The organism is Bariatricus sp. HCP28S3_D3, from assembly GCF_052065755.1.
In the GTDB taxonomy this organism is placed as follows: Bacteria; Bacillota; Clostridia; order Lachnospirales; family Lachnospiraceae; genus Allocoprococcus.
This window is the reverse complement of sequence record NZ_JBQHTK010000008.1, coordinates 19,642-37,000: the sequence shown is the minus strand read 5'-3', so window position 1 is coordinate 37,000 and position 17,359 is coordinate 19,642. Positions and strand designations below refer to the sequence as shown.

Annotated in this window: 13 protein-coding genes and 1 tRNA gene; 9 read left to right on the top strand and 5 right to left on the bottom strand. The window is 42.1% G+C overall.

Features of this window, described 5'->3' with window-relative positions; translation table 11 throughout:
- Positions 1 to 1,095 precede the first annotated feature (1,095 nt).
- From ACTNB3_RS07815 to glgB, 3 genes are all read left to right on the top strand, one after another.
- On the top strand, positions 1,096 to 2,013 hold the full coding sequence (locus tag ACTNB3_RS07815; RefSeq protein ID WP_441024981.1) for a ketopantoate reductase family protein: 918 nt from the start codon (positions 1,096 to 1,098) through the stop codon (positions 2,011 to 2,013).
- A 100-nt stretch (positions 2,014 to 2,113) separates the two neighbouring features.
- Entirely contained in the window at positions 2,114 to 5,344 is a 3,231-nt protein-coding gene (locus ACTNB3_RS07810) for a hypothetical protein (RefSeq protein ID WP_441024979.1), read from the top strand.
- 128 nt (positions 5,345 to 5,472) lie between these two features.
- A complete protein-coding gene (gene glgB / locus ACTNB3_RS07805; RefSeq protein WP_427805964.1) occupies positions 5,473 to 7,389 on the top strand; it encodes a 1,4-alpha-glucan branching protein GlgB in 1,917 nt (638 codons plus the stop codon).
- 271 nt (positions 7,390 to 7,660) lie between these two features.
- Here glgB and trmB read toward each other — a convergent pair whose 3' ends face one another.
- Positions 7,661 to 8,317: a tRNA (guanosine(46)-N7)-methyltransferase TrmB gene (trmB, locus tag ACTNB3_RS07800; protein WP_427805963.1), complete on the bottom strand. Its 657-nt coding sequence runs from the start codon at positions 8,315 to 8,317 to the stop codon at positions 7,661 to 7,663.
- A 215-nt stretch (positions 8,318 to 8,532) separates the two neighbouring features.
- On the opposite strand from trmB, the gene ACTNB3_RS07795 reads away from it, so the two are divergent.
- Positions 8,533 to 9,138 carry an adaptor protein MecA gene (locus ACTNB3_RS07795; RefSeq protein ID WP_427805962.1) on the top strand — a complete coding sequence of 202 codons (606 nt, stop codon included), beginning with the start codon at positions 8,533 to 8,535 and terminating at the stop codon, positions 9,136 to 9,138.
- Positions 9,139 to 9,209: 71 nt separating this feature from the next.
- Here the strand turns inward: ACTNB3_RS07795 and ACTNB3_RS07790 are convergent, their stop codons facing one another.
- Positions 9,210 to 9,677 (bottom strand): Lrp/AsnC family transcriptional regulator, encoded by a 468-nt coding sequence (locus tag ACTNB3_RS07790; protein ID WP_427805961.1) that lies wholly within the window; start codon positions 9,675 to 9,677, stop codon positions 9,210 to 9,212.
- 225 nt (positions 9,678 to 9,902) lie between these two features.
- On the opposite strand from ACTNB3_RS07790, the gene ACTNB3_RS07785 reads away from it, so the two are divergent.
- From ACTNB3_RS07785 to ACTNB3_RS07775, 3 genes are all read left to right on the top strand, one after another.
- Positions 9,903 to 9,975: transfer RNA gene (locus ACTNB3_RS07785), tRNA-Lys, on the top strand.
- A gap of 828 nt (positions 9,976 to 10,803) precedes the next feature.
- Positions 10,804 to 12,045 (top strand): replication initiation protein, encoded by a 1,242-nt coding sequence (locus ACTNB3_RS07780; RefSeq protein ID WP_427820583.1) that lies wholly within the window; start codon positions 10,804 to 10,806, stop codon positions 12,043 to 12,045.
- Positions 12,046 to 12,150: 105 nt separating this feature from the next.
- On the top strand, positions 12,151 to 12,309 hold the full coding sequence (locus ACTNB3_RS07775) for a hypothetical protein (protein ID WP_427805959.1): 159 nt from the start codon (positions 12,151 to 12,153) through the stop codon (positions 12,307 to 12,309).
- Here ACTNB3_RS07775 and ACTNB3_RS07770 read toward each other — a convergent pair.
- Both ACTNB3_RS07770 and ACTNB3_RS07765 read right to left on the bottom strand, forming a co-directional pair.
- Positions 12,306 to 12,818: a GAF domain-containing protein gene (locus ACTNB3_RS07770; protein WP_441017801.1), complete on the bottom strand. Its 513-nt coding sequence runs from the start codon at positions 12,816 to 12,818 to the stop codon at positions 12,306 to 12,308. The two genes, ACTNB3_RS07775 and ACTNB3_RS07770, sit on opposite strands and share 4 nt — an antisense overlap.
- Positions 12,819 to 12,830: 12 nt before the next feature.
- Positions 12,831 to 14,003 (bottom strand): aminotransferase class I/II-fold pyridoxal phosphate-dependent enzyme, encoded by a 1,173-nt coding sequence (locus tag ACTNB3_RS07765; RefSeq protein ID WP_427805957.1) that lies wholly within the window; start codon positions 14,001 to 14,003, stop codon positions 12,831 to 12,833.
- A gap of 202 nt (positions 14,004 to 14,205) precedes the next feature.
- Here ACTNB3_RS07765 and ACTNB3_RS07760 point away from each other — a divergent pair, with 202 nt between their 5' ends.
- Positions 14,206 to 16,188, top strand: coding sequence for a sodium-translocating pyrophosphatase (locus tag ACTNB3_RS07760; RefSeq protein ID WP_441024977.1), 1,983 nt, complete (start codon positions 14,206 to 14,208; stop codon positions 16,186 to 16,188).
- A gap of 77 nt (positions 16,189 to 16,265) precedes the next feature.
- Here the strand turns inward: ACTNB3_RS07760 and ACTNB3_RS07755 are convergent, their stop codons facing one another.
- Positions 16,266 to 16,505: a TIGR03905 family TSCPD domain-containing protein gene (locus ACTNB3_RS07755; RefSeq protein ID WP_427820581.1), complete on the bottom strand. Its 240-nt coding sequence runs from the start codon at positions 16,503 to 16,505 to the stop codon at positions 16,266 to 16,268.
- A 145-nt stretch (positions 16,506 to 16,650) separates the two neighbouring features.
- Here ACTNB3_RS07755 and ACTNB3_RS07750 point away from each other — a divergent pair, with 145 nt between their 5' ends.
- Entirely contained in the window at positions 16,651 to 17,343 is a 693-nt protein-coding gene (locus ACTNB3_RS07750; RefSeq protein ID WP_441024975.1) for a 5'-methylthioadenosine/adenosylhomocysteine nucleosidase, read from the top strand.
- Positions 17,344 to 17,359 lie beyond the last annotated feature (16 nt).

Here is a 17,359-nt window from a genome sequence, read left to right as displayed (position 1 = left end):
GTATTATTTAATCAATCCAAAAGAAAAGAAGTTCCTGACGAGAAAGGGAATTTCAAAAAAGAATTTTTTACTAATAAATATTTTTTCTTTTACGAATTTATTATACTCGCCAAGAGTATAAAAGAAAATATAAGAGATGAGATCGGAAAAGGATTAAAAGAATAATTAGTATTTGAAGATTTGAAAGTTTTAAGAAAGCGAGTATACATTTTATTTATGAGAGTTTTGTAGGTGGGGTGTATAAAATCTAATTTTTAAAATTGATGATTCATAAATATTAAGAGAAAATTTTAATTTAGCTTCTGATAAAACTTATATTTAATAAAAAACTTACAGTATTCGATGAGTAAAAGAAATTTATTTTGAAAGTATCAGATATCTTATAAAAATTTTGGACAAAGAGTTGGAAAGGAAGGAGGCTTTGACCGTTGGACAATTCAGAATTTACAATTCAATATGTTAGTGGTATGGCAAATGAAAGTTCCTGTGAGATGAGCCTTTACCATAGATTTTAACCGGCAGAGATAAAAAGAAATGATAAAATATATCGGAGAGATATAGAAGCTGGAATAAAGATTAAAAGATTCAGAATTTGCAGACATATTGAGAAAAATACCACAATAATTTAAAGAGCTATAAGATGTGTAAAGAAACATCAGATAGCAGATATCGATGATTTATAAATAGAAAATGAAAGTAGATATCAGTTATAGACGGAATAATTATCAAATATGAATGATTGAAAAAGGCACCAATAATCATAGATGAAATTATAGATAAGAATAACAAAGGGATATTTATAAAAAAGTAGTTGGAAGTTATAAATCAGGTATGAAAGACGATAGTCCGGAGCTTTAAATTATATAAAATATATAAACATAGGAACAGGAATGAAAGATTGATTCCTCCGATAAAAGAAGATTATAACAACTTAATATAAAAAAACAGCCATTACAAAAAGGTAATGGCTGTTTTTTTATAAATGTTTAAGATTCCTTAGGTTTACTCTATTTTATAGAATGTAGTATAATTACAGTGTTTGAAGTAAAGAGCAGATAGTTTCGGGATAAAGATGGAGGTAAAGAACATAGAAATATGGAAATACAAAGAGTAGCGCTTCTGGGAGCTGGCGCGGTAGGAGCATATTTTATATGGGGACTTTCAGAAAAGATGGGGGATCATTTCTGTGTTATAGCCAGTGACGAACGGAAAGAACGATTGGAAAGAGACGGAATTGTCATAAACGGAAAGAAGTATTCACTGCATGTAAAGGAGCCGGAAGCAGCAAAAGGAGTGGATCTGCTGCTGGTATCATGTAAACAAGATGCGTTGCAGGGGATCCTGGAAGATATTCGGAACATTGTTGATGAACATACCATCGTCATCAGCTTGCTTAATGGGGTGAGCTCTGAAGAAATAATTGGAAAAGTGATAGGTATGGAGCATATGCTGTATGCGGTTATGCGGATTGCATCGGTGAGGGAAGGAAACCGGATCACATTTTCCGAGGAGCATACAGCTGGGGTTTATATTGGAGAGAAAGGGACCAGAGAGCCGACAGAAAGAGTATTGGCTGTGGAACAATTGCTGAAAAGTGCAGGACTTGGCTGCCATGTTATGGAAGATATTGTGCTGGATATGTGGATAAAATATGCAAGCAACATTTCACAGAATCTTCCGCAGGCTATTCTTGGAGTGGGATTCAATGCGTATAAAGACAGTAAAAGTGTATATGCGATTGCAGAACGGCTTTGGAAAGAAGTGGCAAATGTAGCTCATGCCAAAGGAATTCCTCTTACAGAGAGAGTTGTGCTTTTCCGGGGAGTGAAAGCAGATGCAAGATTTTCTACACTGCAGGATCTGGATGCGGGGCGTCATACAGAAATTGAAATGTTTGCCGGAGAAATGATACGAATGGGCAAAGAATATGGAATAGATGTGCCGTATTGTGAATATACATATTATTTGATTAGAGCGTTGGAAGAAAAAAATGATGGTAAATTTGATTATTAGATATTTTTTGACATTGACTACGCTGTATGTTACACTTAACTGGTAAAAATATATAAACTTACCGAGGAAAAGTAAAAATAATTGTAAGAGGTGAGAAACAGTGGATAAATATGAATATCGCATAAAAACAGAGCAGATGCTCAAATATGCCGAAGAAAAATCCTATAGAAAAGCAATGGAAATTGCGGATACAATTGACTGGCGTAAAGTTAAGAATTCATCCATGCTTTCTACTGTGAGTGAGATATACGAAAATATGGGGGAACTGCAAAAAGCAAAAGAAATTTTGTTTATTGCATATGATAAAGCACCGACAAGCCGCAAGATTGTATATCGTCTTGGACTTTTGTCATTGAAGTCAAATGAGTTAGATGAGGCAATGGACTGCTATGAGGAATTTGTCAAGATGGCGCCTAAGGATCCGAATCAGCATATTTTGAAATATAAGATTCTTAGAGCCCAGAATGCACCGATTACACAGCAGATTGAAGCACTTGAAGATTTCAAGCATGCTGAGTATGTAGAAAAATGGGCTTATGAACTTGCTAAGTTATATCATGAAGCTGGCATGACTGCGGAGTGTCTGGAGGAATGTGATGATCTGATTTTATGGTTCAGTGAAGGCACGTACGTTTATCAGGCAATGGAACTGAAAATGAAGTATAAACCGCTCACACCTTTACAGCAGGAAAAATATGATAGCCGTTTTGCGGGGGAGAAGAAAGAACCTGTAAAAAAGAAACCGATGTTCAAGAAACCGAAGGAACGTCCGGCACCGGATCCAAGGATTGCTCAGAAGATTCGGGAAAATGTACATGTGACGGGAAGCATTGACCTTCCTGATCTTCCTGAGCCGATGGCAGAAATTGTATCACCAGATCTGGAAAGTCTTCCGGATGAGCGTCCGGTACCGCCAAGGCCGAGAACCAAGATCGAGAATACTTCTGAGATTGTGACTACGATCTCCGGCTCTAATTTGGCCGATGTCCTGAAGGCCGGTGTGGCTGTGGCAAGTGGTGTGGATGTTGCTGCACAGCAGCAGAAGCAAGATGATCCTCAGGTGACAGGTCAGATGAAGATTGAAGAGATTCTGGCAAACTGGGAAGTAACCCAGCGCGAAAACGCAAAAATCATTGAAAAAAATGAAGAAGAGAAAAAGCGCAGGAAGGCAGCCAGAAAACAGGAGGAAGAGTCGCTGGGAGATACCAAGACAATCCTGGCGGATGATATCCGGAGATTGATGGAGGAGTTGGAAAATGGAACAGAACCTTCAGAAACGCTGGAAGATGAAGAGAAAGATGGCATCACCGAAGAATATGAGGATGATGACGTTGAGAATATGGGAAATGTTGTAGAATCCTTACAATTGGACGATGATGATGACGAGTCCGAAGATGCAGAAGAATACGAAGAAGAGGAGTATGAAGACGCGGAAGAGTACGAGGAAGAAGTAGAAGAGGAAGACGAGTATGAGGACGCGGAAGAATACGAAGAAGAGGAGTATGAGGACGCAGAAGAGTACGAGGAAGAAGTAGAAGAGGAAGACGAGTACGAGGACGCGGAAGCATACGAAGAAGAGGAGTATGAGGACGCAGAAGAGTACGAGGAAGAAGTAGAAGAGGAAGACGAGTACGAGGACGCGGAAGCATACGAAGAAGAAGTAGAAGGGGAAGACGAGTACGAGGACGCGGAAGAATACGAAGAAGAGGAGTATGAAGACGCGGAAGAGTACGAGGAAGAAGTAGAAGGGGAAGACGAGTACGAGGACGCGGAAGAATACGGGGAAGAGGAGTATGAAGACGCGGAAGAGTATGAGGATGAAGTAGAGTACGAGGACGACAAGTACGAGGATGCGGAAGAATACGAGGAAGAGGAGTACGAGGACGCGGAAGAGTACGAGGAAGAAGTAGAAGAGGAAGACGAGTACGAGGACGCGGAAGAATACGAGGAAGAGGAGTATGAAGACGCGGAAGAGTATGAGGATGAAGTAGAGTACGAGGACGACAAGTACGAGGATGCGGAAGAATACGAGGAAGAGGAGTACGAGGACGCAGAAGAGTACGAGGAAGAGGAGTACGAAGACGCAGAAGAGTATGAGGAAGAGGAGTACGAAGACGCGGAAGAATACGAGGAAGAGGAGTATGAAGACGCGGAAGAATACGAGGAAGACGAGTATGAAGATGCGGAAGAGTATGCGGAAGAGGAATACGAAGACGACGAGTATGAAGAAGAATACGATGAGCTCGAGGATGAATATCTGGATGAAAAGGATGTCTATGAACTGGATATAGATGCGATACTCGAAGCACAGAAAAAATCAGATTCTGCAGAAGATCCAGAATTTGCGATTAATCCTGATTTTGATATTGAACTGGAATCAGAGACAGATTCAGAGCCGCCTTCGAAGAAAAGACCTCGTTCAAAGCGCCCGGAGCAGAAACAAGAAGTTCTGGAAATTGAAGAACCTTCAGAGGAAGAGATTACTTCCCGTATGAATAAATTTGATACAGGATTTATTGTGCAGGGACGTTATGATCTAAGTGCAACGAGTGAAATTGGTCTGAAAGCCGGTCTTACTGAGGAACAGAAGAAACTGTTTTCTTACTTTGTCCCGATTCGAGGGGTGAGCGAACAGTTGGTAGAAGTTCTGGACAATGACAAGAGATGTAAGAACAGATATGGAACATCCCGCACAGGTAATATTGTTGTTGTAGGTAAAAAGGGCACCGGAAAAACCGTGCTTGCAGTAGACATTGTAAAAGCAATTCAGAAGCAGCGTAAGTTGAAACAGGGTAAAGTAGCGATTATTACCGGTGATTCTCTGAATAAAAAAGAACTTGGCGGAATCATCAGAAAACTGAATGGTGGGGCATTGATTATTGAAAAAGCAGCAAAAATGAATGCCAGAACCGTCAATGAACTGAATGATCTGATGGATGAGCAGACCGGTGAATTGCTGTTTGTTTTGGAAGAGCAGAAAAAACCTTTGGAGAAGCTGTTTGCAGCAAATCCTAATTTCAAAAAGAAGTTTACGTCCAGATTGGAACTTCCGGTGTTTATTAATGATGAACTGGTAACATTTGGACAGACTTATGCAAAGGAAAATGGTTACCGGATCGATGAAATGGGTATCCTTGCACTTTACAGCCGTATTGATATGATGCAGAGAGAAGATCATGCAGTGACTGTGGCGGAAGTGAAAGAGATCATGGATGAAGCGATTGAGCATTCTCAGAAAGCCAATGTGAAGCATCTGATGAAACGTGTATTCGGCAAGAATAAGGACGATTCGGACCGCGTAATTTTGAAAGAAGAGGACTTTAAGCTTTAAATAAGTGCTTTTGCAAAATACAAAGGAAGAAAAAAGAGTTTTGGCATGTGTAAATCAACCAAAACTCTTTCTTTTTTCAACGATTTCTAGTATAATATTCATAATCATTTGAACAAGAAGGCGGGAGGATGGCTGTGAAAGAGAAAACATTAAAAGAATATGAAATAGGCGAACTGGATCAGTATTTATTTGGGCAGGGAACCCATTATGAGATTTATAAGAAATTAGGAGCTCATTTGGTAAATGATGGAAAGAATGACGGTACTTATTTCGCCGTTTGGGCGCCGCATGCAAAATCCGTATCTGTTATAGGAGAGTTTAACAACTGGGATTCTAAAGCGTGTCCGATGGAGCGCAATGACCCACTTGGCATTTATACCGCATTTGTCCCGGAAGCAAAGAAGGGGGATCTATATAAGTTCTGCATTGAGACATTCAGTGGTTCCTTCATTGACAAGGCAGACCCGTTTGCTAACAGTGCAGAGATGCGCCCGGGAACTGCATCCAGAATCACAGATATTTCAAATTTAAAATGGTCGGATGGAAAGTGGATGGAGCACAGAAAGACATGGGATCACCATAAAGAACCCATGGCAATTTATGAGGCGCATATCGGTTCATGGAAGCGCCATCCGGGAGAAGACTATAAAGGATTTTATACATACAGAGAATTCGCCCATGAGGCGGTCAGCTATCTGAAAGAGATGGGGTATACACATATTGAGTTGATGGGAATTGCAGAGTATCCATTTGACGGTTCATGGGGATATCAGGTTACCGGTTATTTCGCACCGACTGCCCGTTATGGAACGCCGGAAGACTTTGCGTATATGATCAATTATTTCCACAAGAATAAGATTGGTGTTATTCTGGACTGGGTACCGGCTCATTTCCCGAGAGATGCCCACGGTCTTGCTGATTTTGACGGAACACCGGTATATGAATACGCGGATCCACGTAAGGGGGAGCATCCGGACTGGGGAACCAAAGTGTTCGACTATGGTAAGAATGAAGTGAAGAATTTCCTGATTTCCAATGCTCTGTTCTGGGTGGAACATTTTCATATTGATGGGCTTCGGGTAGACGCAGTCGCATCCATGCTTTACCTTGATTATGGACGTCAGGATGGGCAATGGGTGGCGAACAAGTATGGCGGCAACCAGAATCTGGAAGCGATTGAGTTCTTCCGTCATATGAATTCCGTTGTACTTAGAAGAAATCCTGGTGTTGTGACGATTGCAGAGGAATCTACAGCCTGGCCGATGGTAACCGGAAAACCGAAAGATGGTGGTCTGGGATTCAGTATGAAGTGGAATATGGGATGGATGCATGATTTTACAGAGTACATGAAACTGGACCCGTATTTTAGAAAAGGCGCTCACAATCTCATGACATTTGCCAGCAGCTATGCGTACAGTGAGAACTACATTCTGGTATTATCGCATGATGAAGTGGTGCATTTGAAGTGCTCTATGCTGAATAAGATGCCGGGACTTGGATTTGATAAGTTTGCAAATCTGAAAGTGGGCTATGCTTTCATGATGGGACATCCCGGAAAGAAGCTGCTTTTCATGGGACAAGAATTTGCGCAGTTACGTGAATGGAGTGAGGCGCGCGAGCTAGACTGGTATCTTCTGAAAGAAGAAGAGCATCAGGCAATTCAGAATTTCTATAAAGATCTTCTGCATCTTTACAGAAAGAATAAGGCGTTATATGAAGAAGACTGTTCACCGGAAGGATTTGAATGGGTGAATGCGGATGACGGATACAGAAGTGTTTATAGTTTTATACGTCATTCGAAAGATAATAAAAAGAATCTACTTTTTGTATGCAATTTTACTCCGATGGAATGGGAAGATTACAGAGTTGGGGTATCGCGTAGAAAGCAGTATAAACTGATCTTGAACAGTGATGAACCTCAGTATGGAGGAAAGGGAGAAGAACGCCCGAAGGTATATAAACCTGAGAAACAAGAATGTGACGGAAGACCATATTCTATACCGTATAAACTGCCGCCATATGGCGTAGCTGTATTTGAGTTCTAAATATAGTAGTAAAATGGAACGAAAGAATCCGACTTGGTACTTTTATAAAGCGCTAAGCCGGATTCTTTTGATTATGGTATGCATTTGGGATTCAGAATATCATGTATTTCCCGAAAAGACTTCCGAAGACATCTCAATTTTCGGTTTATACATGGATTGTCATAAAAGAAGCAGCACATAAAATGCTTTATTTTACATTTTTGTTTCATTTGTGTACGCCTTTTTGTGATCTGTGTTACTTTATATTATGCGTTTTGCGTTCAAAAAATACCTATTGCCGCATGGCAATCAGTTTGTGGATTGGATGTCCCTGTCCGGCAAATTTCTCCTCGTATTCTGTCATAACATTGCCACGGCTGAGAGTTGGATCGTTGTGGAGATCATAGGTTTTTGCGAGAAGAACCCACCCTGCCAGATCGACCTGTTCCAATGAAAAATCAAATAACTCTTTATTATCTGTCTTAAACTCAACAACCCCGTCATAAGCAAGAATCTTATCGTAACGCTCAAAGTACTGACGAGATGTCAGGCGGCGTTTGGCATGTCTGGCCTTTGGCCATGGATCGGAGAAATTCAGGTAGATCTTATCCACTTCTCCCACGGCAAAGACTTCAGGAAGGTTCTGCGCATCCATACAGATAAAACGGATATTGGAAACATCCTGATATGCTTCATCATGATCGTAACGTTCCAGAGCACGTACCAGGACGCTGGAATAGCGTTCGATGCCGATATAATTAATTTTCGGGTTTTCTTTTGCCAGGGTAAGAAGAAACTGTCCCTTTCCCATGCCAATCTCTATATGAATCGGATTTTCGGGGTGTTCGAAGGTTTCCTTCCAGGTTCCGCGATACCGTGTCTCATTTTTGATTACCAGAGGATGTGCTGTTAAATAGGCATCGGCACCCGGTACGTTTCGTAATCTCATAATTTATTCTCTCCTTATATAGTATAACCTAATTTATTTTACACTATCTGTGTAGAATTTGAAATAGGAAATTAAAGAAAAATAAACGTTCGTACATAGAGGGTAAAAACTGAAAAAAGTATAAATTCGCATGAAAAGATTGACAAAACAGAAATAATGTTATACAACATATAGAACAAGGCGTGGATTGATTAGAAGAAGAGGGGAGTGGACATATGACATTCTGGAAAATAACAGAGACAAAAATGAATTGCCTGATCACGCAGGAAGAGATAGAAATATTGGGTTACAGCATGGAAGAACTGATGCAGAATCATGAACGGACAAAAGAGTTCCTGAATTTGCTGCTTGAAAAGGGATGTGAGGTTCTCAATATGCAGGTGAGCGGGGATGTAACAAGTTTCTATGGCGCGTTATTGCCGGATCGAAGTCTTCTTCTTTCTATTGCCTGTGAAGAGGAAAAGCAGAAGGCGAATCAGCTGCAACGCGTGAAGGAAGAGCTTACCAGCGAGGATGCTGCAGAATGTTTGTCTTATCAAATCGTATTTCCCGAGTTGGATCACATGATACAGTTCTGTGGGGCATTCGGAGCCGGAAAGGCGGCAGAGAGCAGACTTTATGAGAATGATAGGATGTATTACTTGATGATGGATTTTAATAATACCGAAGAAGGAAGAGACGCGGCACGATCCATCATTGTGGCAGAGGAGTTCGGAGGGCTTGTAGAGCAGAACGCGATATCGGAATTGTTTCTCAATGAACATGAAAAATGTCTGATTAAGGAATGCGCAATAGAGAAATTGTGTGAAATGGATTCATAGGAAAAGCGCAAAAATGCTTCGTCAGAGCATTTTTGCGTAATTCCATCAGTTTGTGGATTTCTGAACGAAAATCAAGCATTATCTTCAGGAGAGGGTTCGGGAAGAGAGGTATAAATATTTTTAACATTTCGTAAAACAAATTGAGTTCGTGTAGAACGAACACCCCTCTGATCTTTGACCCATTTATGTATCTGCTCAAGATGTTCCGAAGAACGGCAGCAAATCTTTACCAGATAATCAAAATCACCTGTTAAATAGTAGCAGGAAATGATGTTAGGGTGTTCCATTATTTTTTCGATAAATGAATCGTTAAAGCGCGGATGAGTGAGACTGATTTCCATCAAGGCCGTTAAGTCGTTACCCATTTTGTGTTCATCCGTAATAATGGTGTATGATTCTATGATGCCGCTGTTTTCAAGTTTGCGTATACGTTCGATGACAGTTGATACGGAAAGATGAATCTCTTTGCTTATATCAGATGCTTTGATTCTTGCATTTTTTTTCAGTATAGATAAAATTTGGTAATCCAGTGAGTCCATAATGCCACTTCCTTTCGCTAACTCAAGTAAGGTCTCACACATTTATTATGATATAAAATGTACAGTTTGTCAAAAGATTTCGATTAATTTTGGTAGGAATTGATAATTGTAATAGTTTTGCGTATAATGGGTTGAAAAAATTTAAAAAAAATATAAAAAAACACTTGCATTTTTGCGAAAGGGGTTATATAATAAATCTTGCGTTACGGAAGTGACATAAAGCAAGCGCCTTTAGCTCAGTTGGTAGAGCAGTAGACTCTTAATCTATTTGTCCAGGGTTCGAGTCCCTGAAGGCGCATTTATAAGCACTGTTTTCGATGATTGTATGAGAGACATCGGGGGCGGTGCTTTTTTGTTGTATAAAAAATGATATTAAGAGAAAGGTGTCCATCCATTTTGAAGATCATTCATGTATCCCGCTCTCCCAAAAAGGTACACAATATAAAGAAGAGGGGTACTTTTGGGGGAATAGCAAAAATGAGGACATTCTTATATATATTGAAGATAACAACAACATATTTTAATTAAATTTTGTTTATATTAGAAAGCCTTGAAAACCGCGTGGTTGAGGGATTCTTAGGGGGATTTTGTGTACCGGAAAGGGGTAGCTTGTTTACCTTTCAGGGTAAAGACGTGTACAATTCAGGGGGGACTTGTGTAGGAATAAGGGGCATGTTGTGTACCTTAAAGGGAATATGAATGACCGGAAAAGTACACAATGATACAAAATCGGATTTTTTTCTTTACAAAATCCTATATCTTGTATATAATTGCTTTATGCAGTGTACCTGTTTGGTACACATAATTTAGAATGCGACGCACCCTTTTGGTACACAAAAAGGAAAGGGGTACCCTGAAAAGTACACGATAAGAAAGAGGATTCCTGAGGGGATGGCGGATTCTGTTTTTTAGTGTAGGAATACCCTTTTTGGTACACGAAAAGAGTGACGTATTTTTGAACGTGTTACCCAAAAGGTACACAATAACCCGATTGGTACACAAGTTGTAAGGAAAAGGGTGCAGAGAAGAGTGCTGTGAGGGAATATGGCACCTGAAAGGTACACAAAACAATTTATACACCCAAAAGGTACACGATGACGATGCAAGATAATAAGGGGTTAAAGGAATGGTGGAGACAGGGAAAAAGACGAAAGATAAACAATTGATGGAACGGGACATGGTGTCGCGCTCGAATGTGCTGATTGAGAGTAAGTCCAGTACATCTCTTTTTGAACGGAAGCTTTTGAATATTGCAATTTCGAAGGCATATATTGAAGACGGGGAGCTGATTGCAAAAGTGTCGACGAAGGAGATTAAGAATTATCTGCATATTAGCGGAAATTCAATCTATTCAAGGCTGAAAGAGGTGTCAAAGGAGACTTTGGGACATGTTGTAAGTATTGAGGATGATGAAAAAGAGAATTTTATCATGTTTAATGTTGTGAATAAATGTGAATACCAGGATGGCGTGTTCACAACGCGTTTTACAAAAGAAATGAAGCCGCATATTTATAATCTTAAAAAAGATTATACCCGGATGAGTCTGGATGTACTTTGCTCGTTTAAATCCTTGTTTACAACACGAATCTACGAAATCCTGAGGACACAGTACTACCGGTTTGAGCGTGAACCGGGGGATGTGCTGGTGGTGCCGCGGCCGCCTAAGAAACCGTATTCTGTTGCAGAACTGAAATTTACATTGAATGTGGTGGATGCCAATGCTTCCAAAGCAGTGAAACGCCTGGTAGAGCAGGGAAGATTTGAAGAAGCGCTGGGAGAAATCAAAGATGCGCCATTTGATGACTGGAGAAATTTCCGAAGAAAAGTTCTGGAGGTCGCGAAGAAAGAGCTGGAAGAATCCGAGTATTCGGAGATCTGTTTTGATTATGAACCGGTCAAGAGCGGAAAAGGCGGAAAAGTGACAGGGATCCGCTTTTTGGTAAAGAAGAACCCGAATTGTACACATCATTCCGATCTGAAGCGTATGCAGGCGGTGGAAGCGGAAATGGAAGAAATAGCACCGGATGTTCTTGCACCTAAGAAAGTAGTTGTGAATGAAAGTATGATTCTTGAAGTGGCTGAAATATTTGGCGAAGAGCCGGTCACGATTCAGGAGATCCGTATGCTGCTCCAGGTATCGGAAAACAGGCCGGATGTGATAAAGAAGGCATTTCAGATGGCACAGGAGCAAAGCTTTGTGCATAATCTGATCGGATGGATGCGAAGATGCATTGAAGAAAAATGGTATGAAACGGAGACGATGCCAAAGTTTAAAGGGAAAACAGTGGAAGAATCTCAGATGACACTTGATTTATATCAGGAGTATCTTAATGAAAGAGATAAGAGTAAAGTTTGTTTATGTAAATAGCAAGCCGATGTAAGGTGTACTTTTTATGACTCACCTCTTTCGATATCATAAATTCAGAACATATGAGAAACATAAAGGTTGGTTTATGAAACGGAGGAGTTTGAGATGAAAAGATTTTTAAACAGCGATTTGTTTATTTTTATATGGGGAGCAGCGCTCCTGATCTACTGGCCGGTGGGAGTGGCCCTTTCTGTACTGGGACTGGTTGGGAGCTGGTATGAAGGAAAGAAAGCCTGTTTCCATAAAATAGCAGAGCAGCATTAAAATAGCTGCTCTAATATTTTTGCATATTCAGCAAGACCTTTGCGGTCATATTCATCAAACCGTCCGATGACGGGACTGTCGATATCAAGGACTCCAATCACCTTCCCGTTGGAATGAAGTGGAATCACGATTTCCGAATTGGAAGCGCAGTCACAGGCAATGTGCCCCGGAAATTCATGTACATTTTTTACGAGCATGATTTCATCGCGGGCAACAGCGGTGCCGCAGACTCCGTTTCCTACCTGGATTTTCACGCAGGCAGGCTTTCCATGGAAGGGACCGAGTATCAGAAAATCTTCTGAAGAATCTGCAGCAGGATTCAGAAAACTGTTCATAAGGTAGAATCCGGCCCAGTTAATATCTGTTAAGGCAAGATTTAACAGCGCAGATGCATTAGCCAGGGCAGGAAGCCAGTGGGGATTCCCATCAATCAGCCCCAGCAGCCTGGTTTTTATAAGTGGATACAGATGTGATTTGTCTTCCGGATAAGTACTGGTATTTTCAAACATTAATCTATCTCCTTATTTTTGAAACATATTGGAAGCCTTCAGAACTTCCAGCAATTCTTTGATTTCATCGGGATCGATGACGAGAGCCATTCGAACGTAGCCTTCACCTTCGCTGCCGAATGCGCTGCCCGGAGTAACGATCAGTCCGGTGCGTTCCATCAGTTCCATGCAGAAATCCAGTGAAGAAGCATAGCCTTCCGGGATGCGTCCCCATACGAACATAGTTCCCTGGCTGTCGGGTATGTTCCATCCGATCTCACGGAGACCGCCGCAGAGGGCACGGTTTCTTTCTTCGTATTTCAGACGCTGCTCTTCGACAAAATCATCAGGACCGGTAAGTGCTGCGATTGCGGCATATTGTACCGGCAGGAAGATGCCGTAGTCGATCTGACTGCGCAGTATTTTGAATTTTTCAACGATTTTTTTATTACCGATCACGAAAGAAATTCTGGCACCGGTCAGATTGTAGGATTTGGAAAGGGAGTAGAACTCTACACCTACATCCTTCGCGCCTTCGAAGGACAAGAAAGAACGTCCCTGCTTACGGGTAAATATAATATCGGAATAAGCATTATCGTGAATGATGATAATATTATTTTTCTTTGCAAAGGCAATCAATCGCTCATAGAATTCATCCGGGGCACAGACGCATACCGGATTCAGAGGATATGATACGATCATATATTTAGCCTGTTTCAGGATTTCTTCCGGTATATGTTCAAGATCCGGAAGGTATCCGTTCTTCTCTTCGATTTTGTAATACTCAATATGGGCACCTGCCATAATCCCGTTCATTTCAAATAATGGATATCCGGGATTCGGTACAAGGATGGTATCGCCCGGGTTGCACAGCGCCATTCCAATATGTGCCATTCCTTCTTGGGAACCGTAGACGGACATGATCTCATCCGGTTCAAGATCTACCTGGAAGCGATGTTTATAGCGATACTGTACGGCTTCTATAAGTTCCGGAATATCACGCAGAGAGTATTTGTAGTTTTCGGGATTCCCACAGGCATCCTGCATAGCTTTCATAATATGCGGCGCCGGTGAAAAATCGGGGGTACCTATTGAGAGGTTGTAAATCTTTCGGCCGCGTCGGATCAGTTCCTCCTTCTTCTCATTTAACATGGCAAAAATGCCGGTCTGGAACTGATTCACCATATCTGAAAATTGAAATTCCATTTTTCAGTACCTCCTTTTATCTTCTGAATAAGGTAATCTTAGCACTGAAAAGCGGCATTTGCAATAGGAGAACAATAGAGACAACTATGGATTATCACTGAAAATAATATATTTTACTTCACAGTTCCGGGTATGTCTGATAAAATGTAATTAACAGATAATATGGGATGAAATACAATAAATTTCAGAAAGAAGGGGTAAAATGGAAGCAATTGTAAAAATGATTCCGGTGTTTGGAATACTGGCGTTGCTGTTTGCAACGTATCTTGCAAGAAAGGTTGCCCGTCAGGAAGAAGGAACAGGGCGTATGAAAGAGATAGCAGGAGCGATCAGTGAAGGGGCCAGAGCATTTCTGATGGCCGAATACCGCATTCTCATTTTCTTTGTTGTCGTGCTGTTTGTCTTAATTGGCGTCGGGATCGGTAACTGGGTGACTGCGATCTGCTTTGTCGTAGGAGCGCTCTTTTCTACCATGGCGGGGTATTGTGGAATGAGTGTGGCGACGAAGGCCAATGTCAGAACGGCAAATGCGGCTCGAGTAAGTGGAATGAATAAAGCGCTGTCGGTAGCGTTTTCCGGCGGCGCGGTAATGGGAATGTGCGTGGCAGGTTTTGGTGTCCTGGGAGTGAGTGCGATCTATCTGCTCACCAAAAATGTAGATGTGCTGTCGGGATTCAGCCTGGGGGCGTCTTCGATCGCCTTGTTTGCTCGTGTCGGAGGAGGTATCTATACAAAAGCTGCAGATGTGGGAGCGGATCTTGTGGGTAAGGTAGAGGCAGGAATTCCTGAGGATGATCCCAGAAATCCGGCGGTCATTGCCGACAATGTCGGTGATAATGTCGGTGATATAGCCGGCATGGGAGCAGATCTGTTTGAATCTTATGTGGGGGCTCTGATTTCGGCACTGACATTGGGAATTGTGTATTTTCAGGCGGAAGGGGCAATGTATCCGCTTATGATCTGCGGTTTTGGACTGCTTGCATCCGTGCTTGGTACCTTTTTTGTAAAGGGAGATGAAAAATCAAATCCGCACAAGGCGCTGAAAATGGGTACATATGTAGCGAGTATTGTAGTGGTTCTTGTGTCCGTTACTTTCAGTAAAATGCTGTTTGGAAATTTTAAGGCGGCTGTTGCCGTGGTTTCCGGATTGATCGTAGGACTTCTGATAGGCGCCATTACAGAGATTTATACGTCAGAGGACTATAAGTCGGTAAAAGTGATCGGAGAACAGTCAGAAACAGGAGCGGCCACAACGGTAATCAGCGGTCTGGCTGTGGGAATGAAATCTACAGCGGCTCCGATTCTGCTGATCTGTGCAGGTATTTTTGCGGCGTATCAGGTATGTGGGCTTTATGGAATTGCACTTGCGGCAGTTGGAATGCTCTCAACTACAGCGATTACCGTGGCGGTAGATGCGTACGGCCCGATTGCAGATAATGCAGGTGGTATTGCAGAGATGTCCGGATTGGATAAATCCGTCCGCAACATTACGGACAAACTGGATGCGGTCGGAAATACAACAGCGGCGATCGGAAAAGGATTTGCAATCGGTTCTGCGGCTTTGACCGCACTGGCGCTTTTTATTTCCTATGCAGAGGCGGTACAACTGAAAAGCATTGATATCCTGAATTACAGGGTGATCATAGGACTTTTCATCGGAGGAATGCTTCCGTTTCTCTTTTCGGCGATGACGATGGAATCCGTTTCAAAAGCGGCGTATCAGATGATCGAAGAAGTGCGGCGGCAGTTCAGGAGTATTCCGGGAATCATGGAAGGGACGGCAAAGCCTGACTATAAGTCCTGTGTTGCAATCTCCACGACGGCAGCTTTGAAAGAAATGCTGGTTCCGGGGATTATGGCAGTTTTGTCGCCGCTTGCGGTGGGAATTTTACTTGGGCCGGAAGCTCTGGGAGGTTTGCTGACAGGGGCACTGGTAACGGGTGTGCTGATGGCGATCTTTATGTCTAATGCGGGCGGCGCATGGGATAATGCAAAGAAATATATTGAAAATGATCATCATGGCGGCAAAGGAAGTGAAGCCCATAAGGCGGCAGTAGTCGGAGATACGGTAGGGGATCCGTTTAAGGATACTTCAGGACCTTCCATTAATATCCTGATTAAATTGATGACGATCGTGTCACTGGTATTTGCACCATTGTTCCTGAGAATCGGGGGATTAATTTAAAACTATATTGAGTGTAAAAATCCAGGCCTTCAGAACAAAGACCTGGATTTTTTAATAACCGGAATTAAGGTTCATTATTAACGAAGCGTTTTTAAAGCCTGTGCAAGCTGATCCGGGCAGGATGTTGATTTCATTCCACAGCGGATTCCATCCAGACGGGAAATGGCTTCATCTACCGTCATGCCCTCTACAAGGCGTGCAATGCCTTGTAGATTTCCTGAACATCCCTTTGTAAATGCAACATTGTGAATTCGTTTCTCATCATCTACTTCGATGTGAATTAGCTGCGAACATACGCCATGCGGTTTGTAATCCATGTCATAGACCTCCTGATAATCTTTCTCTGAGTGGATTATAGCAGAAGGAAGAAAAAAAAGCTAGGTTTATATTCGGAAATTTGCTATAATACAACCATGTCATAAAATCAGAAGGTATAACAACAGAATTTGGAGGAAATAGAACATGATAGGCATTATCGGTGCAATGGAAGAAGAAGTTGCCCATTTAAAAGAGGCAATGCAGGTGGAGAAAACAGTAGAGCGTGCAGCAATGACCTTTGTTAAGGGAAAGCTGGACGGAAAGGATGTTGTGGTGGTGCGCAGCGGAATCGGGAAAGTAAATGCGGGAATCTGCGCGCAGATTCTGGCCGATCTTTTTGAAGTGGATACGCTCATTAATACAGGAGTTGCGGGATCTCTGGATGCGGCGATCGATATCGGAGACATTGTAATCTCAACAGATGCCGTGCAGCATGATATGGATGTCAGTGCACTGGGAGACCCTGTGGGACAGATCCCGCGTATGGATACATTTGCATTCCCTGCCGATGAGAGACTGGTACAGCTTGCTGTTCAGGCGAATGAGGAGGCGAATCCGGATATTCATACATTTACCGGAAGAGTAGTGAGCGGAGATCAGTTTGTATCGGACGGGGCTGTTAAAGAACGGCTTGTGACACAGTTTCAGGCAAAATGTACGGAGATGGAAGGAGCTGCGATTGCGCAGGCGGCTTACCTCAACAAAATTTCGTGTGTCATTATTCGGGCTATTTCGGACAAAGCTGACAACAGTTCGACGATGGACTATCCTACATTTGAAAAGCAGGCAATCACCCATACGGTAAGGCTTGTACGGAATTTGATGGGTAAAGTTTAACAGATGAAGAGGCAGA